25 protein-coding genes and 1 pseudogene are annotated in these 21,928 nt (G+C 68.9%); 11 read left to right on the top strand and 15 right to left on the bottom strand.

Annotated features, from left to right (window positions below; translation table 11 throughout):
• Positions 1-125, top strand: a pseudogene (locus E1218_RS37185) (radical SAM family heme chaperone HemW); the annotation flags it as partial.
• Here the strand turns inward: E1218_RS37185 and E1218_RS11555 are convergent.
• From E1218_RS11555 to E1218_RS11515, 9 genes are all read right to left on the bottom strand, one after another.
• Positions 91-498, bottom strand: coding sequence for an ROK family protein (locus E1218_RS11555; protein WP_233712167.1), 408 nt, complete (start codon positions 496-498; stop codon positions 91-93). The pseudogene E1218_RS37185 and the gene E1218_RS11555 sit on opposite strands and share 35 nt — an antisense overlap.
• Before the next feature lie 26 nt (positions 499-524).
• The gene (locus E1218_RS11550; RefSeq protein ID WP_132319147.1) at positions 525-1,397 is read right to left on the bottom strand and encodes a carbohydrate ABC transporter permease; all 873 of its coding nucleotides are present in this window, start codon (positions 1,395-1,397) and stop codon (positions 525-527) included.
• A gap of 1 nt (position 1,398) precedes the next feature.
• Positions 1,399-2,367, bottom strand: coding sequence for a carbohydrate ABC transporter permease (locus E1218_RS11545; protein WP_132319145.1), 969 nt, complete (start codon positions 2,365-2,367; stop codon positions 1,399-1,401).
• Between the two features lie 4 nt (positions 2,368-2,371).
• Entirely contained in the window at positions 2,372-3,739 is a 1,368-nt protein-coding gene (locus E1218_RS11540) for an extracellular solute-binding protein (protein WP_132319143.1), read from the bottom strand.
• A gap of 176 nt (positions 3,740-3,915) precedes the next feature.
• The gene (locus E1218_RS11535; protein WP_132319141.1) at positions 3,916-4,980 is read right to left on the bottom strand and encodes a LacI family DNA-binding transcriptional regulator; all 1,065 of its coding nucleotides are present in this window, start codon (positions 4,978-4,980) and stop codon (positions 3,916-3,918) included.
• Between the two features lie 10 nt (positions 4,981-4,990).
• A complete protein-coding gene (locus tag E1218_RS11530) occupies positions 4,991-6,655 on the bottom strand; it encodes an alpha-amylase family protein (protein ID WP_132319139.1) in 1,665 nt (554 codons plus the stop codon).
• Positions 6,652-8,394 carry an MBL fold metallo-hydrolase gene (locus tag E1218_RS11525; RefSeq protein ID WP_165949231.1) on the bottom strand — a complete coding sequence of 581 codons (1,743 nt, stop codon included), beginning with the start codon at positions 8,392-8,394 and terminating at the stop codon, positions 6,652-6,654. Before E1218_RS11525 ends, E1218_RS11530 begins: the two co-directional genes overlap by 4 nt.
• 60 nt (positions 8,395-8,454) lie before the next feature.
• Entirely contained in the window at positions 8,455-8,838 is a 384-nt protein-coding gene (locus tag E1218_RS11520) for an STAS domain-containing protein (protein ID WP_132319135.1), read from the bottom strand.
• A gap of 177 nt (positions 8,839-9,015) precedes the next feature.
• Positions 9,016-10,371 carry an LVIVD repeat-containing protein gene (locus tag E1218_RS11515; protein WP_132319134.1) on the bottom strand — a complete coding sequence of 452 codons (1,356 nt, stop codon included), beginning with the start codon at positions 10,369-10,371 and terminating at the stop codon, positions 9,016-9,018.
• 89 nt (positions 10,372-10,460) lie between these two features.
• On the opposite strand from E1218_RS11515, the gene E1218_RS11510 reads away from it, so the two are divergent.
• From E1218_RS11510 to E1218_RS11500, 3 genes are all read left to right on the top strand, one after another.
• Positions 10,461-11,096 (top strand): DUF305 domain-containing protein, encoded by a 636-nt coding sequence (locus tag E1218_RS11510; RefSeq protein ID WP_132319132.1) that lies wholly within the window; start codon positions 10,461-10,463, stop codon positions 11,094-11,096.
• A gap of 67 nt (positions 11,097-11,163) precedes the next feature.
• Positions 11,164-11,892: a DNA alkylation repair protein gene (locus E1218_RS11505; protein ID WP_267900294.1), complete on the top strand. Its 729-nt coding sequence runs from the start codon at positions 11,164-11,166 to the stop codon at positions 11,890-11,892.
• A gap of 86 nt (positions 11,893-11,978) precedes the next feature.
• On the top strand, positions 11,979-12,782 hold the full coding sequence (locus E1218_RS11500; RefSeq protein ID WP_132319128.1) for a M23 family metallopeptidase: 804 nt from the start codon (positions 11,979-11,981) through the stop codon (positions 12,780-12,782).
• A gap of 20 nt (positions 12,783-12,802) precedes the next feature.
• Here E1218_RS11500 and E1218_RS11495 read toward each other — a convergent pair whose 3' ends face one another.
• Positions 12,803-14,272: a DHA2 family efflux MFS transporter permease subunit gene (locus E1218_RS11495; protein WP_132319126.1), complete on the bottom strand. Its 1,470-nt coding sequence runs from the start codon at positions 14,270-14,272 to the stop codon at positions 12,803-12,805.
• A 27-nt stretch (positions 14,273-14,299) separates the two neighbouring features.
• Positions 14,300-15,115: a hypothetical protein gene (locus tag E1218_RS11490; protein ID WP_233712166.1), complete on the bottom strand. Its 816-nt coding sequence runs from the start codon at positions 15,113-15,115 to the stop codon at positions 14,300-14,302.
• Between the two features lie 214 nt (positions 15,116-15,329).
• Here E1218_RS11490 and E1218_RS11485 point away from each other — a divergent pair, with 214 nt between their 5' ends.
• From E1218_RS11485 to E1218_RS11470, 4 genes are all read left to right on the top strand, one after another.
• Positions 15,330-16,163 carry a DUF4397 domain-containing protein gene (locus E1218_RS11485; RefSeq protein ID WP_233712165.1) on the top strand — a complete coding sequence of 278 codons (834 nt, stop codon included), beginning with the start codon at positions 15,330-15,332 and terminating at the stop codon, positions 16,161-16,163.
• 20 nt (positions 16,164-16,183) lie between these two features.
• The gene (locus E1218_RS11480; protein ID WP_233712164.1) at positions 16,184-16,864 is read left to right on the top strand and encodes a class F sortase; all 681 of its coding nucleotides are present in this window, start codon (positions 16,184-16,186) and stop codon (positions 16,862-16,864) included.
• 97 nt (positions 16,865-16,961) lie between these two features.
• The gene (locus E1218_RS11475) at positions 16,962-17,579 is read left to right on the top strand and encodes an L-threonylcarbamoyladenylate synthase (protein WP_132319122.1); all 618 of its coding nucleotides are present in this window, start codon (positions 16,962-16,964) and stop codon (positions 17,577-17,579) included.
• Between the two features lie 49 nt (positions 17,580-17,628).
• Entirely contained in the window at positions 17,629-18,273 is a 645-nt protein-coding gene (locus E1218_RS11470; RefSeq protein ID WP_132319120.1) for a nitroreductase family protein, read from the top strand.
• Here E1218_RS11470 and E1218_RS11465 read toward each other — a convergent pair.
• Positions 18,260-18,757, bottom strand: a complete 498-nt coding sequence (locus E1218_RS11465) for a DNA polymerase ligase N-terminal domain-containing protein (RefSeq protein WP_132319118.1) — start codon at positions 18,755-18,757, stop codon at positions 18,260-18,262. The genes E1218_RS11470 and E1218_RS11465 overlap by 14 nt on opposite strands.
• The gene (locus tag E1218_RS11460) at positions 18,754-19,578 is read right to left on the bottom strand and encodes a SigB/SigF/SigG family RNA polymerase sigma factor (RefSeq protein WP_132319116.1); all 825 of its coding nucleotides are present in this window, start codon (positions 19,576-19,578) and stop codon (positions 18,754-18,756) included. The genes E1218_RS11465 and E1218_RS11460 overlap by 4 nt, the downstream gene beginning before the upstream one ends.
• A gap of 173 nt (positions 19,579-19,751) precedes the next feature.
• Here E1218_RS11460 and E1218_RS11455 point away from each other — a divergent pair, with 173 nt between their 5' ends.
• Complete coding sequence (locus E1218_RS11455) at positions 19,752-20,123, top strand: glyoxalase superfamily protein (protein WP_132319114.1); 372 nt, start codon at positions 19,752-19,754, stop codon at positions 20,121-20,123.
• Here E1218_RS11455 and E1218_RS11450 read toward each other — a convergent pair.
• The gene (locus E1218_RS11450; protein WP_132319112.1) at positions 20,120-20,341 is read right to left on the bottom strand and encodes a hypothetical protein; all 222 of its coding nucleotides are present in this window, start codon (positions 20,339-20,341) and stop codon (positions 20,120-20,122) included. The genes E1218_RS11455 and E1218_RS11450 overlap by 4 nt on opposite strands.
• 230 nt (positions 20,342-20,571) lie before the next feature.
• On the opposite strand from E1218_RS11450, the gene E1218_RS11445 reads away from it, so the two are divergent.
• Complete coding sequence (locus E1218_RS11445; RefSeq protein ID WP_233712163.1) at positions 20,572-20,748, top strand: hypothetical protein; 177 nt, start codon at positions 20,572-20,574, stop codon at positions 20,746-20,748.
• A 20-nt stretch (positions 20,749-20,768) separates the two neighbouring features.
• On the opposite strand, the gene E1218_RS37745 is transcribed toward E1218_RS11445, so the two are convergent.
• On the bottom strand, positions 20,769-20,900 hold the full coding sequence (locus E1218_RS37745) for a hypothetical protein (protein ID WP_267900293.1): 132 nt from the start codon (positions 20,898-20,900) through the stop codon (positions 20,769-20,771).
• Positions 20,901-20,974: 74 nt separating this feature from the next.
• Here E1218_RS37745 and E1218_RS11440 point away from each other — a divergent pair, with 74 nt between their 5' ends.
• On the top strand, positions 20,975-21,907 hold the full coding sequence (locus tag E1218_RS11440) for a LysR family transcriptional regulator (protein ID WP_132319108.1): 933 nt from the start codon (positions 20,975-20,977) through the stop codon (positions 21,905-21,907).
• Positions 21,908-21,928 lie beyond the last annotated feature (21 nt).

Here is a 21,928-nt window from a genome sequence, read left to right as displayed (position 1 = left end):
ACCTGGATCTGATCTACGGGACGCCGGGGGAGTCGCTCGACGACTGGCGGGCGTCGCTGGAGTCCGCGCTGTCGGCCGATCCGGACCATGTCAGCGCCTACGCGCTGATCGTCGAGGACGGCACCCACGCACGTCCCAGCCACCCCAGCGGTACTCGCCGAGCGCGGCCGCGGTCGCGTCGTTCTCCACCGAGGTCGGCAGGCCGAACCTCTCGGACACCAGCCGGCCGAGCGGAACGTTGTCCCAGCCGGGCAGACCGGGTGGGCCCAGAATCACACCGGTCCGTGGATCGAGTGGCCCGCCGCACCCGACGCCCACCGCCACCGGCGCCGAGCCGGCCTCGGTGAGCGCCTGCTCGCCGAGCTCGAGGAGACGTTTGACCACCGCCGCCGGACCTTCGTCCACGGCGGTCTCGATCTGGCAGAACGACTGGACGGTGCCGTCCGCGGCGACGATGCCGGCAGCGAGCTTGGTGCCGCCGACGTCCAACGCGAGCACGGGCGGCAGATCAGGGGAAGGCACGCTCAGCCTTTCTGCGCGGTCGTCGCCACGCCGTCGAGGATGTACCGCTGGCCGAAGGCGAACAGGATGATCATCGGCACCACGGCGATCACGCTGGCGGCCACCGCGAGCTCCCACTCGTAGTGCCCCGAGAGCGCGAAGGCGTCGATGATCTGCTTCAGGCCGCGCGGCATCGTGAAGTACTCCGGGGTCTGCAGGTAAATCAGGGGTTTCATCAGGTCCGACCAGCTCGCCTTGAACTCGAAGACGAACACGATCACCAGCGCCGGCTTGCAGAGCGGGAACGCGACCCGCCGGAACATGCCGAAGTACCCGCAGCCGTCCACCCGGGCCGCCTCGAACAGCTCACGGGGGATGCCGAGGAAGAACTGCCGCAGCAGGAACACGTAGAAGGCCGAGCCGAACAGGTTCTGCGCCCAGAGCGGGATCTGGGTGTCGATCATGCCGAGCCGGTTCCAGATCAGGTACACCGGGATCATCGTCACCGCGCCCGGCAGCATCATCGTCGACAGCAGGACGCCGAACAGCAGGCCGCGCCCGCGGAAGCGGAAGTAGGCGAACCCGAACGCGACCAGCGCGCTCGACAGCGTCACCGCCGTGGCGGCCATGAACCCGACGGTCAGCGAGTTCGTCAGCCAGCGCAGCACCGGCGCGGTCTCCCAGATCCGGACGTAGTTCTCCGGCTGGAAGACCTCCGGGATGAGCCGGTTGTCGAACACCTGCGACCGCGGCTTCAGCGATGCGGACACCAGCCACACCAGCGGATAGCAGAAGGCGAAGGTCGCCAGCGTCAGGAAGAACAGGAAGGGCAGCCGGCGGATGGTGAAGCCGGACGGTTTGGCCGAGGAGGTCACCGTGGTCGATGCGGTCGCCATGTCACCGCTCCCCGTGGTAGTAGACGTACCGGTTGCCGACCCGGAACTGGATGAAGGTGATCAGCAGGATGATCACGAACAGCAGCCAGGCCATCGCCGAGGCGAAGCCCATCTTGAAGAACTGGAAGGCGTTCTGGAACAGGTAGACCATGTAGACCAGCGACTCCTCCGACGCCGCCGCCTTCTGCTGCGGGCCGTAGAACATCGTGTACGCCTGGTCGAACATCTGCATCGCCGCGATCGTGTTGGTGATCACCGTGAAGAACAGCGCACCGGAGATCATCGGGACGGTGATCCGGAAGAGCTTCGTCACCGGCCCGGCACCGTCCAGCTCGGCCGCCTCGTACAGCTGCTTCGGTACGCCGTTCAGCGCGGCGAGGTAGATCACCACCGTCCCGCCGAGCGTCCAGAGGCTGACGACCGCCAGCGAGGGTTTGAGCCAGTTGGGGTCGGTGGTCCAGTTCGGCCCGTTGATCCCGACCCAGCCGAGCACCTTGTTCACCAGGCCCTGCTGACCGTTCAGCAGCAGCAGGAACATCGCCGCCGCGGCCACGGCCGGCGTCATCTCCGGCAGGTAGAACGCGGTCCGGAAGAAGCCGCCGGCCCGGCCGACCCGCTGCAGCATCATCGCCAGGACCAGCGCGAAGATGGTGCCGAGCGGGACGAACATGGCCGCGTAGACGAATGTGTTGCTGAGCGACTTGAGCACCCGCGGGTCGTCGAACAGCTCGCGGTAGTTCTCCAGTCCGACCGCGCGCGGTGCCTGGATCATCTGGTAGTCGGTGAACGACAGCACCAGGCTGGCGATCATCGGCCCCGCGGTGAAGATCAGGAACCCGATCACCCATGGCGAGACGAACAGCCAGCCGGCCCGGTCCTCCTGCTTCGCCAGTGGACTCCGGTGGAGCCGGCGCCGGCGGGCAGGCTCGGCCTGCCCGCCGGTCACCGGACGCTCGACGGTCGTCGTCATGGAATCAGCCCTGGCTGACCTTGTCGAAGGCGGTCTTTGCCTCGGACTGGGCCTGGTCGAGAGCGGCCTGCGGCGTCACCGAGCCCGCCAGCGCCTTGCCGACCGCGTTCTTCCACGCGGCCTCGATCTCCGCACCGGCCGGTGACGGGTTCAGCGACTTCGCCTTGTCCAGCGCGCTGTAGTAGTTCTCGATCGCCTGGTCGAAGCCGGCGTCACCGGTGGGCTTGAGGTACTTCGCCTTGATCTCCTCGTCGGCCGACTTGTTCCCGGTGAACAAGCCGGTGAAGAAGCTCTTGTCCTTCGTGACGGTCTGCATCCGCGCCTCGGCCGCCTTGTGCCAGGTCTCCAGCGAGGTCATGGTCTTGGCCCACTTGCAGGCGGCGTCCATGTTCTTGGCGCCCTTCGGCACCACCCAGGCCGAGCCACCGAGCGTGCTGATCTGCTCGCCCTGCCGGTTCGTGAACGGCGTCGACGCGAGCTCGAGCCCGTGCTTGCGGGCGTCCCGCAGCACGTTCACGTACCAGTTCTCGATCGGCATCACGGCCAACTGGTCCTTGGTGAACTGGTTCTGCTCGCCGAAGATGTCGAAGGTGTCGCGGAAGGTCTTGAAGTTCGACCAGCCGCCCTGGTCGTTGATCAGCTTGATCGTGTACTGCAGCGCCTCGACCGCCTTCGGGTCGTTCAGGTTCGGCTCGCCGCCGGGCTTGACCAGTTCGGCGCCGTTGGCCATCGCCCAGATCGGGAAGAAGTCGGGCATCCGCGGGTCGTACCCGATCCGGGCCGGGCGGCCGGCCTTCGCCTTGTACAGCTGTTTGGCCGTCTGCTCGAGCTTGTCCCAGTCGGTGGTCTGGATGTCCTCCACCGCCACGCCGGCCGACTTCAGCGCCTTGCCGCTGATCAGGTTGGCCGTCACCGTGTAGAACTCCGGGATGCCGTAGGTCTTGTCCTTGAGCTTGACCTCGTTCATCGCCGCTTCGCGGTACTGGCCGGTGTCGATCTCGTTGTTCTTGATGCAGTCGTCCAGCGGCTGAATCGCGCCCTTGGCGGCGTAGGTGCCGATCAGGTTACGAGCCATGTAGACGACGTCCGGCGGGTTGCCGCTGGACACCGCGGTGAGGAACTGCTGGGCGTCGAAGTCGCCCTTGTTGTTCTTCACCGTGACGGTCGGGTACGCCGCCTTGAATGCGGCGATCCGGGACTGGGCCACCTCGTCCTCGCCGCTGAAACCCATCACGTTCAGGGTGCCCGACGGGGTCGAGTCGGCGGAGCTCTGGTCGCTTCCGCCGGAGTCTTCGTTGTTCCCGACGCCGGCGCAGGCCGTGAGTACCAGTGTGCCGGCGGCCAGCACCACGGGAAGGCGCAGGTGCTTCATTGCTTGCTCCTAACTCGACAGGGGACGAGCGGCCGAAATGTGGCATCGATGCCACATTCGGTTGCAGGCACGGTATGTGTGATTTTCTGCCGTCGTCAAGACGTGCGTGGAAGGTTGTGGACAACGATCCGGTTGCACCTCGCCCGGTGCCCCTCGGGAAACCCCGGTGAACAGGCTCAGCCGCGCGGTGCCGGCCCGGTGGAGCCGCGGACGATCAGCCGCGCCGGGACCCGGACGATCCGGCGCCTGGCGGGGAGGTCCCCGCGGATCCGGGCCAGCAGCAGCCGGGCGCAGCTGCGGCCCAGCTCGACCGTGTGCTGGTCGACCGTCGTGAGGGCCGGCTGCACCAGGGACATCCACGGCACGTCGTCGTACGCGGCGAGGCTGATCTGCCGCGGGATCCGCAGCCGCCGGTCCTTCAGCTCGGCCAGCGCGCCCTGGGCCAGCACGTTGTTGGCCGAGATGATCGCGGTCACCTCGTGCTCGTTCAGCAGCTTGCGGGTGGTCTCCCGGGCGGCGTCGGCGTCGAAGCTGGTGTACGCGATCAGGTCCTCGTCGAGGTCGACGAAGTTGTCCAGGTGCGCGGCCCGGAACCCGGCCAGCCGGCCGGCGCCGGTCGACCACTTGGTCTCGTCGATCAGCAGGCCGATCCGGGTGTGGCCGAGTGCGATCAGGTGATCGGTCAGCTCACGGGCGCCGGCCTTGTTGTCACTCATCACGACGTCGCCGTTGGACCGGCCGAGCTCACGGTCCGCGCAGACCACGTGCACCCCGTTCTCCTGCAGCACCCGCGGGCACTTGGCCGTTACCGGGGTGACGATCACGCCAGGCACCCGCATCGCCAGCAGCGTCTCCGCGGCCCGCATCTCCTCGGCCGGGTCGCCGTTGTCGTTCACGAGCACCATCTGGTACTCCGCCGCCCGCAACTCCTCCTCGATCCCCGCGGCCAGGTCGGCGTAGAACGGGTTGCGCAGATCGGAGATGAGCACGCCGATCGACGTCGACGTCCGGCTGCGGAGGTTGCGGGCGTTGTGGTCGAGGACGTACCCGATCCGCTCCGCGGCCGCGCGCACGCGGGCACGTACGTCGGGAGACGCGTAGCCACGGGTGTGCAGGGCGCGGGACACCGTCGACGGTGAGACACCGGCCTCACGGGCCACGTCCTGCACCGTCGGACGTCGTACAGACTGCTGTGCCGGCTGTGAGACCGCCCTCGCCGCCTGCTGCCCCCGTGGACTCATGGCCCGCAGTCTAAAGGCTCAGAGCCGCCCTGTAGCGGTCCCAGCTGTCCCTGATGGCGTCGAAATCCTCCGGACCGAAGTCATGTCGGTCCGTGTCGGTACCGTCCACGTAGTACAGCGCCGGAACCCCCAGACCGCCCTGCATTCTGACGTACTCGAGCCACTCCGCATGGCTCGGCATCATCCAGCCGTCGGTGTCGATCCCCAGCTCGGGGCACACCGCCTTCACCACACCGGCCCGGTAGACCATGTGGCGAGCGACATAGCCGGGCACCGCGGTGTCATCCCGCAATACGTCGTTCAGCCGGATCACGTCGGTCACGTCGAGGAAAGCAGGGTTGGGGGTGTGCGTGACGACCAGAGCATCTGGCTTGACTCGCTTCGCGGTGGCGTAGACGAGTCGCAGTTGCTCATGGAGCAGAGCAGCACCCCAGCGGGGTCCGCTGTGCCGCAGCGACGAGCCTGACGGCGTCCGCGCGGTGAAGTCGATCTTGAAGCCGTCGGCATCGAGGTCACCGAGCATGTACTCCACAGCCTCGGTGATGAGGGCGACACACGCAGGGGAGTCCGGGTCGAGGCCGACCGGGTTGCCGCCGGCGTCAGTCACGCAGGCGTCGGCCGTTGCACCCTCCTCGTCCCACGCCTTCCACCACAGCAGCACCCGCTGTCCGGCCGCGTGCCGCCGGGCGATCCACCCCTTGAGGTCGTCCCACTTCGCCGGATCCGGCCGGCAGGTGGCGTACGACGCCTGCCACTTGTCGTCGATCACGATCGTCTCCGGCACGATCCCCTGGCCGGCAAGTGTTTCCAGGAACCGGTCGTAGTTCGCCTCGGTAGCCAGCGGCTGCGGTGCCTGCGCTGTCCGTGCACCGACTGCGCACTGTGCACCCCACCCGCAGAAGATCGTCCCGTGCCACCAGTCCGCGTCGGCGACGTTCCGTTGGGGCACGACGCCGTGTGTGTCGAGCAACGAGCGATGCCGGACCAGGACGTCCTCAGCGGACTCGCCACCGAGGTGTACGACGAGCAGCGGCGTACTGAACGGCTCGTCGACCACTGTCTGGCCCTCATAGTCCAGCCGAAGACTGAAGCCCCCGGTCACCGGTAGGTAGTGGTAGCTGGTGAAGGTCTGGTCGGCGACAGGTGCGACCACGCTCATCCCGAGCCACTGCTCGTCCACGGCCGCGGCGAAGCACCAGGGCGAGGGTGTGAACAGCCACCGCTCGATCCCCGGCTCACTGCCCTCTCCGCACACGCTGATCGTCGCCGTCTCGAGTGCGTCCCGCATGACTCGGGTCGGATGATCCGGGTTGGGCGAGTACACCTGCTGCAGACCGGACCCGCTGGGCAGGAACCCACGCGGCGTACGACGTCCGCCGAGCAGATGTACGTCGGTGAGCCGTCCCTGCCCGGTCACCGTCGTCGACGTCTCGATGCGGTCCGGCAGGAAGCGCGTGGTCGTCACCCGCGAGTCCCATACCGTGCTGCGAGCGGTCGCGGTGACGACGAGCCCCTCAGCAGACTCCGCGACGTCCACCGCGATGTCGCCGTAGCTCTCGTCGAACCCGCCGACTGTGTCCAGGGAGGCGAAGAGCCGGAGCCTGAACAGCGGCCGGTCGTCGACCGCAACGGTGGCGAACGCCTTGGCAGCGTGAATATCGACTGTGTACTTCAACGAGTAGTCCTTACATCGACGAGGGCCTCGGCCAACTGACCCAGGTACCGGCCGTCCCGGGTGATCCCGGCGGCGATCCGCGCCTGCCGGACAGGCGCGGTGACGTGCGGCACGACCAGGAACTCCGAGCCCGAGACCTGCTGACACTCCCAGCCGGCGGGCACCACCAGCTCGACCCCCGTGCAGCTCACCCGCACCGGGAACGGCTGCCCGTCAACGGCATCGATCCGGTACGGCGTGATGCGCACCGCACCCGTGAACACCGGGTCGTCCGGCAGGAACAGCTCGCGATGGACGCGCGCGACCTCGTCGCCGAGCCGGGAGAGCTCCTCCAGGTAGGCCGGCGTGACCACGCGTGGCTCCCAGTGCCCGGAGATCATCAGCGATGGCTGCAGGCGCTGGTAGAGCGCCGCCGAGGCAGCGTAGTCGCCGGCGGCGAACGCGTTCGCGTACTGGAAGTTGGGGATCTCCGGGGACTCGCCAGGGACCCAGGTCCCGGTCTGCTGATCCCCGGTCGCGAGCACTCGCCGGCCGTCGGCCTCGAAACCGATGGCCGACGCGTACAGCGTGTGGCCGGGAAGTGCGTGCAGGTCGAGTTCGTACTCGCGCCACCGGATGCTGGACCCGTTGGGCACGTGCTGTGCGCACGGAATCGGCTCGAACCAGAGGCACGGCAGGTCGTAGCGGGTCGGGTTCTCCAGCACGTGGGCCACCGGGCTGGAGGCCCACACCTCGGTTCCGTGAACGTCACGCATGAGGTTGAACGCGGCAACATGATCGTCGTGGTAGTGCGTCGGGACGGCGACCTCGATCCGCTCGATCCCGTAGTCGCGCTGCAGTGCGCGCAGGCTCGGCAACCACGGCCGCAGGTTGTGCCGCCCGCTGCCGAAGGCGACGCCGCTCGTCAGGTCGTACCCGTAGTCGATGAGCAGTGCCGTGCCCGAGTCGCTGAGCAGCACGTAGCTGCGGGACTCGCTGGTCCGGTTCATCAGCAGGTGCGGGCTGAGCTCGACGTACGGATGCTCGAGCTTGTCGAGCAGTCCGCTCGGACTGCCGAGTCGAGTCTGGATGAGCGAGTCCAGGGCGTCGCAGGTCTTCCGGACGGCGAGCGCCGGGTCCGTCATCGGTGAGCCGTGACTGGGCATCAGTACACGCGGCTGGTGGTCCAGCAGTTGTACCAGCGACGCCATGGTCGTCGCGGCACCTTCGAGGCCGACGTACGACCACTGCAGGGCGGCGGCCGACCACACCTTGCCAGGGCTGTGCAGGAGATCGCCGGTGAAGGCGTAGCCGTCGATCAGGTAGCTGACACTGCCAGGCGTATGACCCGGTGTCGGCAGCGTCCGCACATCCAGATGGCCGACGCGAGTGACGCTGTAATCCTTCATCACGCCCGCGACCGGCACCGACTCCAGCAACGAGAACCGGTCCGTGTGCAGATCGTAGTTGTTCGCCACGCGTCGTTGCTGCCAGTGATGACTGACCTCTGCTATCAGCCCGTACTCACCCTCCGGCACCCAGATCCGCGTGCCACTCGCGGCCAGCCGCGGCAGCCCCTCGACCTGGTCGCGGTGGTGATGTGTGACAAGTACGTCGGTCACCCGGTTCACGCCGTACGAGGCCAGCCGGTCCATCCATCGCCCGCTTCCGGCGTCGATGGCGACCGCTGACCGCGTCTGCTCGTCGACGAGCAGATACACGACGCAGGTGTCCTCGATGGCGTGCAGCACATCCAGCACCCTAAGGGGAGTGCTGGAATCGATTCCACTTCGGCCCGCGGGCTGGACGGCCGGACACGCCTACAGCGATGCGAGCGCCTCCGCGACCGTGGAGTAGATCCGGAACTGACCGCCCAGCCCGGTGACCGCCAGTGGCCGGTCGACCGGCCGGCCGACGCCGACCAGGGCCAGGGTGATGTTGTGCCGACCGGCCAGGTTGCGCGCCTCGACCAGATTGCCGAGGCCGGCCGAGCTGCAGAAGGTGACGGCGGACACGTCGATCAGCACCAGCCGGGCCGGCGGGGCCACCGCGGCGCGGATCGACTCGGCGGCGAAGTCGGTCGTCGCGATGTCGATCTCTCCGGACAGGCGGACCAGCAGGACGCCAGGTTCCAGTTCCTCGGCCAGTGCGTCGAAGGTGGTTCTGATCATCTCGCCGTCCCGCGGCTCAGGCTGGCTGGTCACGCCGGTCTCTCCCCCGGGTGGTTCCGCGAAACGCCGGTCGGTCCTGGCGGGGGAACTCCCTGCCCTCACCGTATGCCCCAACGCGCAGGCGTCACAACGGGTCCGGCCGGGATGACCTCGGAGCGTGATCCGGCCAGGGAGTAAGCGCTGCCAGGTCTTCGGTTCAAACGAATGACCTCATCCCCAGAAGGCCGGCTGGGTCTGGACGTTGAGCTCGGACAGCTTCACCTTCTCGGCCGGGTCGGTCCGCCGGTCGGAGATCTTGAAGGTGTCGAACGCCGTCACCGACTCGGTGCCGTAAATCGTCCCGTTGTAGTAGTAGACCGACCAGTACCCGCCGAACGAGGCCGGCCGGCGCGGCGGGCGGTCGAAGTACCCGATCTCCTTCGGGTGGGCGGAGTCGGTGAAGTCCCAGACCGAGAAACCGCCCTGATACCACGCTTGGACCATGATGTCGCGGCCGCGGACCGGGATCAGCGAACCGTTGTGCGAGACGCAGTTCTCCTGCTCGGCCTGGTGCCGCGGGATCTTGTAGTAGCTGCGGAAGGTCAGCTTGCGGTGCTTGATGTCGAAGATCGCGGTCGCACCCTTGTCCGGCCCGACCGCCTCGTTGCACTCGGCACCGCCACCGCCGCCGAGCTCGTCCATGAAGACGACCTTGGTACCGTCGCCGTTGAACGTCGCGCCGTGCCAGAAGGAGAAGTTCTCCGCGTCCTGGACCCGGTCGATCACCCGCGGCGCGGCCGGCCGGGAGATGTCCAGCAGGACGCCGTCGCCCATGCATGCCGCGGCCGCGATCCGGCGGGCCGGGAAGGCGGTGATGTCGTGGCAGCCGCTGGTCTCGTAACCGGTCTCGCTGCCCGGGAACCCGCCGTCCGGGAACAGTACCGGCGACGCCACCACAGCGGCCCCGGCCGGGTTTCGCAGCGGCACCTTGACGATGTCGATCCGGTCGTTCGGCGGCTGGCAGTCCGGGTAGGTCGCGTGCGGGAAGTACGACGAGTTGTAGATGTAGACCGAGCGTTTCGACGGCTCGGGGACCAGGGTGTGCGTGTGCGAGCCGCACTTGGTCTCGACGGCGGCGACGTACCGGGGGTTGGCGGGGTCGCGGACGTCGAAGATCTTGATGCCCTCCCAGGACCCCTTGATCGTCGGCGACTGCGGCACGCTCTGGCACGAGCTGTCGCTGCGGGACTGGTCGGTGCTCAGGAACAACAGGCCGCCGTACACGCTGATGTCGTTCTGGCTCCCCGGGCAGGACACCTGGCTTATCATCCGCGGCTCGGCCGGGTCGGCGACGTCGTAGACGGCGAAGCCGGCGTAGTTGCCGACGTACGCCTTCGTGCCGGCGAACGCGATGTCGGTGTTCACCCCGCCGGTCAGCGGACCGGTCATCGGCACGCTGGCCAGGTGGGTGATGTTGTCGCTCTTCGAGGCGCCGGTGTCCGGCGGAGCGGCCGCGGCCGTGCCGGCCAGACCGGTGACGAGGGCAACAGCGAGGGCGAGACGGACGAGCCTGCGGGGGCGGCGCATGCCTGGGTCCCTTCTTCGGTTCTGCTTCGAACCCAAGCCTAGGCGTGATAGACACGTTATGGAAGCGATCTGACACAAGGAGTGAGGCCGTGGGGATCCGCCGCTCAGCCGTTGCCGTTGCGCTCGTCGTCGTTCTGGCAGGCTGCAGTACGACGGAGCCGGACGCGAAACCGGCGCCGTCGCAGCCGCCGGTGATCGTCCCCGGGACGCCCGGCGGCCCGAACCGGACGGTGCCGGCGCTGCCCTCCCAGGCCGCCGCACCCGACGCCGACGACGTCACCTTCCTGGCCGACATGATGGTCCACCACACCCAGGCGCTGCTGATGGCCGGCCACGCGCCGGCCGCGGCGGAGAACCCGAAGGTCAAGGGCCTCGCCGAGCGGATCCGGGTCGGTCAGAAGCCTGAGATCGAGGCGATGCGGCAGATGCTGGTCGCCCGCGGCCAGACCCCGCCCGACCTGACCCACGTCGACCACATGGACCACAGCGGGATGCCGGGGATGGCCACGCACGACGAGTTGGCCACGCTGGCGAGGGCGCGCGGCACGGCGTTCGACCAGCTGTTCCTGAGCCTGATGATCAAGCACCACCAGGGTGCGGTGACGATGAGCCGCACGGTGATAGACAAGGGAACGGACCCGCAGGTGGGCGAGCTGGCCCAGGACGTCGGCGTCACCCAGACGAAGGAGATCGCGACGATGCGGCAACTGCAGAAGGAGCTCTGATGGGCGTCCTCGACGGCAAGGCCGATCTCGTCACCGGAGGGTCGCGCGCTACCGGAGGGCTGCTGAGCTGAGTACCGCCGATCTGATCGCCGACATCGACGCCGCCGCGGATCCCGCGGCGGCGATGATCCTGGCGGGCTATTTCAAGCTCGGTCCCGGCGGCTACGGTCACGGCGACCGGATGATCGGGGTGAAGCTGTCCACGATCCGCGGCCTGATCAAGCCCTACCTGCGTGCGGACCTTCCGCTGGCGGAACTCGAACAGGCGCTGAGGAGCCCCATCCACGAGCACCGGCTGGCCGTGCTCTGCGTGCTCGCGGCTCGCGCCGATCGCAGCCGCCGACCCCAGACCGCGAACCCGGACGAGCTCGCGGCGATCTACGACCTCTACCTGCGCAGTACGGCGTACATCAACAACTGGGACCTGGTCGACTGCAGCGCCTCGGAGATCGTCGGCGGGTACCTGCTCGACAAGTCTCGCGACGTTCTCACCTCGCTGGTGCGCTCGGAATCGCTGTGGGAGCGGCGGATCGCGCTCGTCGCCACCCACCTGTTGATCAGGCAGGGTGAGAGCGCGGACACCTACGCACTGGCCGCGCTCGTGCTCGACGACCGCGACGACCTGATCCACAAGGCGGCCGGGTGGATGCTGCGCGAGGCCGGCAAGCGGGTGTCGGCGGACGAGTTGCGGGCGTTCCTCGACCGGCACGCGGCGGTGATGCCGCGGACGATGCTCCGGTACGCGATCGAGCACTTCGCGCCCGACGTCCGCAAGTACTACCTGTCCTTGCGCTGACTTTTCGGCCGACGTCGAAAGGCCTGCCGCAGCGGTGCGGCGGCGCTAGCCTGAGCCGCAAAGATCGCGTGCTAGGGAGCCGCCCCATGAACCTGAAGCGCATCGTCCAGCTGTTGCTGCTCGCAACACTCGTCGCCGCCGGACTGGTCGGCGTACCGACCTCCGCCATGGCCGCACCCGGCTTCCAGATGCCGATCCCGTGCGGTCTCCGCTGGACCACCGCCACCCACAGCGGCCATGCCAGCCAATGGATGCTCGACATGGTCTCGCCGAGCGGAGCCACCCGCGGTACGCCGGTGCTCGCATCGGCCGGCGGGACCGTCAGCGCGTCGCTGCTGTCGTCCAGCGGCGGTCACATGGTCGTCATCGACCACGGTGGCGGCTGGCAGACGCGGTACCTGCACATGGATCGCCGAGACGTTGCGGTCGGCAACGTGGTGGCCCAGGGCCGGCAGATCGGCACCGTCGGCAACACCGGTGACAGCACCGGGCCGCACCTGCACTACGAGCAGAAGCTGAACGGCACCGTCCAGCAGTCGTGGTTCAACGGACACGCGGTGCCGCTCACCTGGTCGTACAACCAGCACTTCGAGACCAGCGCCAACTGCGGTGCCGGTGACGGGAAGTTCTGGGTCGACACCTTCGCCGACGCACCGGGCCACAGCACGCCGGGCGGAACGCAGACCGGCACCCTCTACAAGGGCACGAACTACGTGTTCTGCAAGGTCTGGGGACCAGAGGTCCGGGTCGGTTCCGCGTACAACCACTGGTGGATGAAGACGGACCTCGACGTCGGCCCGGCGAACCAGTGGGTGTCGGCGTACTACCTGTCCCGCTGGGGCAACGACGAGGCGAAGGACAACAACGGCCGGGACCTGCCGAACTGCTGATTGTCGACAAATCGCCGTGGTCAGGCCTTCCGGCTGTCCGCGTACGGCGGGGCTGCGAGCGCGCAGTGCGGGTGGTGGTGCACGTCCACCGGCCGCGCTGCGCGATCGGCCAGCGTGATCCAGGCCAGCACTCCGCCGGCCGCGGTCAGCGCGGCCGAGATCCACAGTGCGTTGGCGAACCCGTTGCTGAAGGCGTCCGGTTCGCGGTACGAGTCCCCGGTGATGCCGGAGGCGATCGGGATCGCCGCGACCGCCATCAGTTGCGCGGACCGGGCGACCGCGTTGTTCACGCCGGACGCGATGCCGGCATGGTGGTCCTCGACCGACGACAGCACTGTCGCGGTCAGCGGTGCGACCGTCGCGACCAGCCCGAGGCCGAGGACGGCGACCGCCGGCAGGACCGCGCTGACGTAGCCCGCGCCGGCCTCGATCCGCAGCATCAGCAGGAAGCCCGCGGCCATCAGCAGCGGTCCGACGGTCATCGGGATCCGGGCGCCGATCCGGTCCGCGAGGCCGCCGGCGTACCCGGACAGGGCGAGCATCAGCGCGGTCATCGGCAGCAGGGCGGCTCCGGCCGACACAGCGGAGTACCCGAGCACGGTCTGGAGGTAGACGACCAGCAGGAAGGTCGCCGTCCCGAGGCCGCCGTAGACGACGACCGTGACCAGGTTGGCGCCGGTGAAGCGGATGTTGGCGAAGATGCCTGGTGGCAGCATCGGGTGCGAACTGCGGCGCTCGACCTCGACGAACACCGCCAGCGCGACCGCGCCGACCATCAGTGACACCAGCACGAGGGTGTCGCCCCAGCCCCGGTCGCCGGCGCTGATCAGGCCGAAGGTGAGGCCGGCGAGCCCGAGGGTCGCGACGACCGCTCCGGTGATGTCGAGCTTGCCGGCCGCGGTCTCGTCCCGGGTCTCCGGCACATGCCGCACGGTGACCAGGACGGTCATCAGCGCGATCGGGATGTTCAGCAGGAAGATCAGCCGCCAGGACCCACTGTCGACCAGGCCGCCGCCGACGAACGGTCCGACCGCCGCGGCGACCGAGGTCAGCCCGGACCAGGCACCGACCGCCTTGCCGCGGTCCGACGGCGCGAACGACGTCTGCAGGATGGCCAGGCTGCCCGGGGTCAGCAGGGCGCCGCCGACGCCCTGCAGCACGCGGCCGGCGATCATCACCTCGAGGGTCGGCGCCACCGTGCAGATCACCGAGGCGACCGCGAACCAGACCACGCCGGCGACGTACACCCGCCGGCGGCCGAGGCGGTCGCCGAGCGAACCGCTGAGCAGGATCAGCGCCGACAGCGGCAGCATGTAGCCGTTGACGATCCACTGCAGGCCGGCCACATCGGCGTCGAGCTCCTCGCCCATCGCCGGCAACGCGACGTTCACCACCGTGCCGTCGAGGAACGCCATCCCCGACCCGAGGGCAGTGGCCGCGAGGACCCACCTGGCCCGGCTGGTGCCGAACACGATCCGCTCGTCCGTCATGGACTCACATTAGGCGGTAGCTGACGGTTATTGCGGCTGCGGCAGGTCCAGCTGGAGAACGACCAGGGCCTTGTCGGCCGGGATGCCCTGGAGGACCGACAGCTCCGGTGGGTTGCCGACCGCGCAGCGGGTCTCGGTCAGCAGCGGGCAGACGGCGTTCAGCAGTCTGCCGCCGCGCACCGTCAGGTTCGTCGGCAGGCCGCCCTCGGCGATCGTGGTCAGCGGCCTGATGGCCGACGCGGCCCGCTCGGGCCGCGACTCCGTCCGCCGGACGGTCGAGCCGGACAGGCGATAGGTCAGCCGCAGGGTCGTGGCCGCGGTGGTCAGGGGCACGTCCGTCGTCGTGGTGATCTCGGTGCTGGCCAGCGGGACGTTCATGCCGTCGGCCTGGACCCGGAGATTGCCTGCCGTCGGCGAGGTCCTGGTCATCATCCCGGGCAGTTGCTCACCGGACGACGGCAACTGGACCTGCAGGATGTTCGTCGCCTTCGGCAACATCACTTCCTCGGTGATGTCGAACGACCCGTCCGGCCGCGGCACGGCGACGAGCCGGATGCCCGGCCGGGTCGCGCCGGGTCCGGGACTGGTGGACGGGGACCGGGCCGGGGTACTGATGGTCGCTGTCGGCCGTCTGGGGTCGGGCAGCCCCGGGCTCGGAGCTGCTGGGCCGGCGACATCGGGTGAACAGGCCGCGGCCGCGCTGAGCCCCAGAGTCAGCGCGGCCGTTGCCAGCCACCGTGCCCCCGAAGCCCGCCACCGGAGGTCCTCCACCCCCGATGGAACGTCCGGGAGGAACTCCTGGGCCGCCGTCGACGCGTCGTCCGGGGAACCGCGTACAGACACGTGTCTTCGCCCCCCAACGGATTCGACCACTTCCTCTGGCGGTCGGATCGGACTTGCGCATACGATACGCCGCAATTGGTGGGGTCCGGCAATTCTTGCCGGAATTTCAGGGGGACTTCGAGGGGGGCACGAAATGGTGAGACGCAGCGTGTCCGGGCCATTCCGAACTGTATTGGCAGGAATTTCGAGAATTCCTGGTCCGGTGATTCGAAGGGTGATTCCACTGACGCTGGCGGTGACCGTCGCGGCGGCACCCGCGGTGCTGGTCGCGCCGGCCGAGGCGGCCGAGGCGGCCGTGGGCGCGCATCTGTACATCGTCCAGGGGCTGCCCGGGCGGTCCCTCGACGTCAGCATCGACGGCCGTACGGTGACCAGCGGGCTGGCGACGACGAAGATCGCCGGGCCGTTCCGGGTTGCCGCGGGCAAGCGCATGGTGACGGCCCGGGAGGGCGGGAAAGTGGTGATCCAGCGGGAGTTGACGCTGGGATCGGGGTCCAGCGTCGACGCCGTGATCCACCTGCCGGTGTCGCCCACGGGCGCACCCGTGCTGACGTCGTACGTGAACAAGCTGACCTCGGTCCCGAAGGACAAGGCCGCCCTGCGGGTCGCGCACGACGCGGCCGTCGGCCCGGCCGACATCCGGGTGAACGGCCAGGTCGCGTTCGCGAACGTGGCGAACGGGGAATCGCTGGAGGCGGTCGTCCCGGCGGCCACCTACAAGGTCGACATCGTGCCGGCCGGCGCCACTTCACCTGTTGTTCTCGGTCCCTTGGACCTGCCGCTCCGGGCCGGATACCTGACCCGGGTTTTCGCGGTCGGTAATCCGAACGCGAGAACAATGAATGTCGCTCTCGGGACGATCAAGTTGCCGGCGACGGGCTCGGGGACACCCGGGCTGGTGGAGACCGGGACCGGTGGTCAGGCGGCGGAGCTGGACCAGGCGCAGAGCTCCACCTCCGGCCTCTGGGTGCTGTTCGTGCTGGCGAGCACGCTGGCCGCGGTGGCGACCATCCGGGCGGTGGCGGTCCGGAAGGTGGCCCGTCGCTGAGGAAGCTCCTGCTCGCACTGGTGCTGTGCTGCGCGGGCCTGGAGGGGTGCGCTGCGCAGGCAGCAGATTCCGGGCTGGACCCCGGGGCGGACGGCGGTACCCCAACGCCGTCGTCCGTCCCGGCCACCCGTGGCGTCCCCGGATTCGCTCCCGAGATCACGCCCACAGCCGGGCCGTCCACGGCCGAGGACGGCCGGGCCGCCGCGCCGCCCGCCCGGATCGGTACGCCGGCGCCGAGCCAGCGGATCTGGTTCGTGCCGACCCAGGTCGTGCTGCCCGGTGGCGCGAAGGCTCCAGTGGTTCCCGCGAGCACGGTCGGCGGCGAGCTCGAGGTGCCCGAGCAAGGCGATCGCGTCGGGTGGTGGGACGGCGGTGCCCAGGCCGGCGACCCGTTCGGGTCGGTGGTGCTGGTCGGCCATGTCGACACCAAGACCGACGGCATCGGGTACTTCGCCCGGCTGCTCCGGATCAAGTCCGGCGAGCTCGTCGTACTTCACGGCTCCGGGCACACCCAGGCGTACCGGGTCAGCTCGATCGTGTCGGTACCGAAGTACGCCCTCGCCACCCGCAGCGGCGCGTTCGACCAGACGGTCGCCCACCGGCTCGTGCTGATCACCTGCACCGGCCCGTACGACGCGGCCCGCGGCGGCTACGAGGACAACCTGGTGGTGACCGCCACCGCGGTCGGCCTCGCACGCTGACCCACTGGGGCGTGTTCCAGTTCCCCGCGTGCTGCACGCCACCGAGTACCTGCTCGCGACTGCAGGGATTGGGCGAGGTGCCCTAGGCTCGGCCTCCATGGCGAGGTATTTCGACGTACATCCGGAGAATCCGCAGCGGCGGGCCGTCGGCCAGGTGGTGGACCTGTTGCGCGAGGGCGGGCTGATCGCGTATCCGACCGATTCCGGCTTCGCGCTCGGCTGTCAGCTGGGCAATCGGGAGGGAATCGAGCGGATCCGCGCCATCCGGCAGCTGGACGACCGGCACCACTTCACGCTGGTCTGCCAGGACTTCGCCCAGCTGGGCCAGTTCGTGCACATCAGCAACACGGTGTTCCGCTCGATCAAGGCGGCCACGCCGGGGAGCTACACGTTCATCCTGCCGGCGACGAAGGAGGTCCCGCGCCGCCTGCTGCACCCGAAGAAGAAGACCGTCGGTGTCCGCATCCCCGACCACGTGGTGGCGCAGGCCCTGGTGGCGGAACTCGGTGAGCCGTTGGTGTCCAGCACCCTCCTGCTGCCCGAGCACGAGGTGCCGATGACGCAGGCGTGGGAGATCAAGGAGGAGCTCGACAACCAGGTCGACGCCGTGATCGAGGGCGAGACCGGCACCGAGCCGACGACCGTGATCGACTTCTCCGACGACGTCGCCGAGGTCGTCCGCGTCGGCGCCGGGGATCCGTCGCCGTTCCAGTGAGCTCTTGCGGTCGGGAAGCAGCCTGTGCACCTGCTGAGATAGTGGAGCGGTGACCATACTCGACCTCTCGCCCGACGAACTGCTCACCACGACCCGCACGGTCCGCAAGCGGCTCGACCTGCAGCGGGAGGTTCCGATCGAGTTGGTGCGGGAGTGCATCGCGATCGCGTTGCAGGGTCCGTCGGGGAGCAATCGGCAGACGTGGCACTGGATGGTGGTGACGGACGCCGGGAAGCGGGCCGCGATCGGCGAGTACTACCGGCTTGCGGTGGAGCGATACCTCCGAGGTGCCGGCGCGGCCGGGAAGTTGTTCGCGGACGACCCGGTGCGCGGACCGGTGCAGCGGCGGATCGGGAACAGCGTCGCCTACCTGGGTGAGCGGATGGGGCAGGTGCCCGTGCTGGTCATCCCGTGTCTCGAGGCGAAGTCACTGCCGGCCGGCAACCAGGCCGGCCTCTGGGGCTCGATCCTGCCGTCGGCATGGAGCTACATGCTGGCCGCGCGCGCCCGCGGACTGGGAACGGCGTGGACCACGCTGCACCTGAACCACGAGCGGGAAGTCGCCGACGTGCTCGGGTTGCCGGAGGAGATCCGGCAGTCCGTGCTGATCCCGACGGCGTACTCGATCGGCACGGACTTCAAGCCCGCACCGCGGCAGCCGCTCGACGAGGTCGTGCACCTCAACGCCTGGTAGCCATGTCCTCGATCGTCAGGCCGCTGAGCACCGACTTCGGCTCGGCGACGGTGAGGTCGAGGGCCGGATCCGCGGCGGCGTCGCGGACCTTCACCAGCAACCAGTCCTCACCGGTCCTGGTGAACGCCCACGCGCCGTTCAGTTTCACGCCGTGCAGATGGAACTTCAGGTGCCCGCGCTCGATCGCCACCGCCGGGTCCACTGGCCGGCGGCGATCGTCGCGGGTCAGGTTCGTCCAGATGCCGGCGTCCCAGACGATGACCGCACCGCTGCCGTACTGGCCGTCCGCGATCACGCCTTCGTAGGAGGCGTACTCCAGGTCGTGATCGGTCGTGAAGACGGCGAGCCGCTTCACCGTCGGGTCCAGCGACGGCCCACGCGGGACCGCCCAGGACTTGAGCACGCCGTCGACCTCCAACCGAACGTCGTAGTGCAGCCGCCGGGCATCGTGCAGCTGCACCACGAAGATCGGATCGGACGTCAAGCGGCAGCTGCCGTGGGTGACTCGAGGCGTTCCCGCAACCGGTCGAGGATGCCGCGGAGCAACCGGGAGACCTGCATCTGGCTGACGCCGATCTCGGCGCCGATGTCGGCCTGGGTGTGTCCCTCGATGAAGCGCAGCTCCAGGATCCGGCGCTCGCGCGGTGCCAGCTGGCTGAGCACCGGCTCGAGGACGGCGACCGCCTCGGTGCGCTCGAACGCGGTGTCCTCGGTGTCGGCGATCGTGTCGGCCAGGTTGGCGGACGAGTCGTCGTCGACCGGGCGGTCCAGCGACAGCACCGAGAAGCAGCCGTCGGCGGCCATCGCGGCCTCGACCTCGTTGACGTCGGCCCCGATCTCGTCGGCGATCTCCTGCACGGTCGGCTCGCGGTGCAGGTCCTGCGTCAACTGCGGACGGACCGACGCGATCGAGCCCTGGAGTTCCTGCAGGCGGCGGGGGATCCGGACGGTCCACGAGCAGTCGCGGAAGTACCGTTTCACCTCACCCCGGATCGTCGGTACGGCATACGCCAGGAAGGGGGTGTCGGTGTCCGGATCGTAGTTCCGGGCGGCCTTGACCAGGCCCAGGTAGGCGACCTGGTCCAGGTCCTCGGGCTCGACGCCCCGGCCGCGGAAGCGGGTGGCAATGCTGTGAGCGATGCTCAGATTGAGCTCGATCGCCTCGTCCAGAAGAGACTGCCGGAGATTCTCGTCGGTGCTGGCGGCCCGCCGGCTGAGAAGGGTGCGGGTCGTCGTGTCTCGGCGCTGCTTCGGATCGGTGCTGCGCTGCTCGTCGACGGTACTGCGGGTAAGTACGGTGACCATTTTTTGCTGACCTCGCGACGTTGAGTCACGGCGCGGCACATGTCTGGACCGCGGTCAGAGCTGTCTGCTGACATTCCTACCCCACGATTCGCGGAGTTATGCATTTGTACCTGGACCGACCATCGACCGCAACACGGCGCTCACTGACCTGTGACCCGGCATAGGTTCTGCCCATGGACTGGAAGCTCGAGCTGGTGTCGGTGCCTGTGTCGGACGTGGACCGGGCGAAGACGTTCTACACCGAGAAGATCGGCTTCCACGCCGATCACGACCACCGGGTCACCGAGGAACTGAGGTTCGTTCAGCTCACGCCGTCGGGGTCGGCGTGCTCGATCGCCATCGGCAGCGGGATGCCGCAGGCCGAGCCGGGGTCGGTCCGTGGGCTGCAGATCGTCGTGGCGGACGTGGCGGCGGCCCGCGAGGAGCTCGCGGGCCGTGGGGTGGAGGTGTCGGACCTGCAGGAGTTCCCGTGGGGGACCTTCGCCTTCTTCAGCGACCCCGACGGGAACACCTGGGCCTTGCAGCAGCTGCCTGCGCGCGACTAGCGGTCGAACCGCGGGAGCTGGTCGTCCGGATCCTCGTCCGGTGCGTCCGGGTTGGGGGCCGGCTGTTCGAGCGGGGAGTCGTCGTCCGGCCGGGTGCCGGCGGCCGGCTCCTCGTCGGTGGCCGGGTCGACCAGGTCCGGCATGTCCGGGTCCGGGTTGTCCGGGTTCCGGGAGTCGCCTGGACCGACCGGCATCGGTGGAATCGGGTTCGTGCTCATGGCTGAACCTCCTTGGTGAGATCCTTCCGGTACCCAGGGGGTTGGATGTGAATTCCGGTTATCGCTAACGCCGGGTCATCCGGCGGCTGTAGGGTGGCTTGTGGTTGAGCAGCCAGCCCCCTGATGTTGGCCGCCGTGTCCCTGCGAGGGCGACGATGACCGAACTCCAGCACCATCCCGGCGCGGTACGCCGCCATCGCGTGACCGCCCCTGTCCAGAAGTCAGGTGCCATGCCCGTAGCCACCTCTCCGGCCCGGCCCGTCGCCGTCCAGGTCCGCATCGGCGGCCGCTGGATCGCGGGTCAGGAAGTCGGCCGCCGGACCGGCGCGGCCGGTGCTGACGAGGTGCTCGTCAGCCACCACGGCCACCTGGTCTGGGTCGACGCGCAGGCCGTCCGCAGCTCGTAACCCCTTGTCCGCAAGGCTTTTCAGCAAAGAGTTTTCGCAACCAGATTGCCGATCTCGACCGCCCACGCGTGGTAGACGGCCACCTGCAGGCCGAGCTCGGTCTCGGCAAGCTCGTCGAGCCGCCGCTGCACCCGGTCCTGGAGATTCGTCACGGTGTTCATCCTGTTTCTGGGAGTGTCCTCACCGACAGGTCGGACCCGGCCCGCAGGTTTGACACACTGCACCCGTGGAGTTGCGGCAGCTGGAGTACTTCGTGGCGGTGGCGCATGAGCGCAGCTTCACCCTGGCCGCCCGGCGGCTGCACGTCGTCCAGAGTGCGGTCAGCGCCGCGATCGCCGTACTGGAGCGAGACCTGAAGGTCACCCTGTTCGAACGCAGCGCGCAACGGGTCGTCCTGACCGAGGCCGGCGCGGCGCTGCTCCCGGAGGCGCTCGCCGTCATGGATGCCGTCCAGGGTGCCCGGGACGTGGTCGACGAGTTCGGCGCCGGGATGCGTGGCTCCGTCCGGGTCGGGTTGCTGCCCGGACTCGGGCTGGTGAACCTGCCCGCGGCGGCCGGTGAGTTCCGCCGGCGGTACCCGAACGTCGAGCTGCAGCTGCGGGCCGAGGCCGAGGGCTCGGCCGGAGTGATCGCCGGGCTGCGCAACGGCGACGTCGACTGCGGGTTCCTCGGGATCGCGGCCGGCAGCGCGCCGCGCGACCTGACCACCTGGGAGCTGCTCCGCGTCCCGCAGGTGCTGGCGGTACCGGTCGGGCACCGGCTGGCCCGGCGGCGGTCGGTCACCCTGGCCGACCTCGCCGACGAGGCGTTCGTCGACTTCCCGCCGGGCTCCGGCACCCGGACCCTGATCGACCAGAGGTTCGAGGCGGCCGGGCTCGAACGACAGGTGGTGGTCGAGGCGCTCGGCATCGAGGGCGGGGTGCAGTTCGTCGCCCACGGCGTCGGGCTCGGAATCCTCCCCGAGTACGCCGTCAGCGGGATCGACTCGATCCGCGTCGTCCGGATCTCCGACGACGAGTTCCGTTGGTCGCTCTACCTCGCCACCCTGCGGAAGCGGAAACCGTCGGCCGCTCTCCGGGCCCTGCTCGGCCTGGTCAGCACGCATCTCCAGCACCCGCCGGGAACCGAACGCGGCCGGTCCTTGGATCAATGGAATTGATTCAAGTATCGACTTGAGTCG

This window comes from Kribbella turkmenica (assembly GCF_004348725.1).
Lineage (GTDB): Bacteria > Actinomycetota > Actinomycetes > Propionibacteriales > Kribbellaceae > Kribbella > Kribbella turkmenica.
The sequence above is the reverse complement of the archived record's forward strand: the minus strand, read 5'-3'. Positions and strand labels throughout refer to the sequence as shown.

What these genes read in the sequence shown, in the direction of transcription:
- E1218_RS11550 (WP_132319147.1), bottom strand. Translation starts at nt 1,397, where the DNA reads ATGGCGACCGCATCGACCACGGTGACCTCCTCGGCCAAACCGTCCGGC.
- E1218_RS11545 (WP_132319145.1), bottom strand. Translation starts at nt 2,367, where the DNA reads ATGACGACGACCGTCGAGCGTCCGGTGACCGGCGGGCAGGCCGAGCCT.
- E1218_RS11540 (WP_132319143.1), bottom strand. Translation starts at nt 3,739, where the DNA reads ATGAAGCACCTGCGCCTTCCCGTGGTGCTGGCCGCCGGCACACTGGTA.
- E1218_RS11535 (WP_132319141.1), bottom strand. Translation starts at nt 4,980, where the DNA reads ATGAGTCCACGGGGGCAGCAGGCGGCGAGGGCGGTCTCACAGCCGGCA.
- E1218_RS11515 (WP_132319134.1), bottom strand. Translation starts at nt 10,371, where the DNA reads ATGCGCCGCCCCCGCAGGCTCGTCCGTCTCGCCCTCGCTGTTGCCCTC.
- E1218_RS11500 (WP_132319128.1), top strand. Translation starts at nt 11,979, where the DNA reads ATGAACCTGAAGCGCATCGTCCAGCTGTTGCTGCTCGCAACACTCGTC.
- E1218_RS11495 (WP_132319126.1), bottom strand. Translation starts at nt 14,272, where the DNA reads ATGACGGACGAGCGGATCGTGTTCGGCACCAGCCGGGCCAGGTGGGTC.
- E1218_RS11475 (WP_132319122.1), top strand. Translation starts at nt 16,962, where the DNA reads ATGGCGAGGTATTTCGACGTACATCCGGAGAATCCGCAGCGGCGGGCC.
- E1218_RS11460 (WP_132319116.1), bottom strand. Translation starts at nt 19,578, where the DNA reads ATGGTCACCGTACTTACCCGCAGTACCGTCGACGAGCAGCGCAGCACC.
- E1218_RS11455 (WP_132319114.1), top strand. Translation starts at nt 19,752, where the DNA reads ATGGACTGGAAGCTCGAGCTGGTGTCGGTGCCTGTGTCGGACGTGGAC.
- E1218_RS11450 (WP_132319112.1), bottom strand. Translation starts at nt 20,341, where the DNA reads ATGAGCACGAACCCGATTCCACCGATGCCGGTCGGTCCAGGCGACTCC.
- E1218_RS11445 (WP_233712163.1), top strand. Translation starts at nt 20,572, where the DNA reads ATGCCCGTAGCCACCTCTCCGGCCCGGCCCGTCGCCGTCCAGGTCCGC.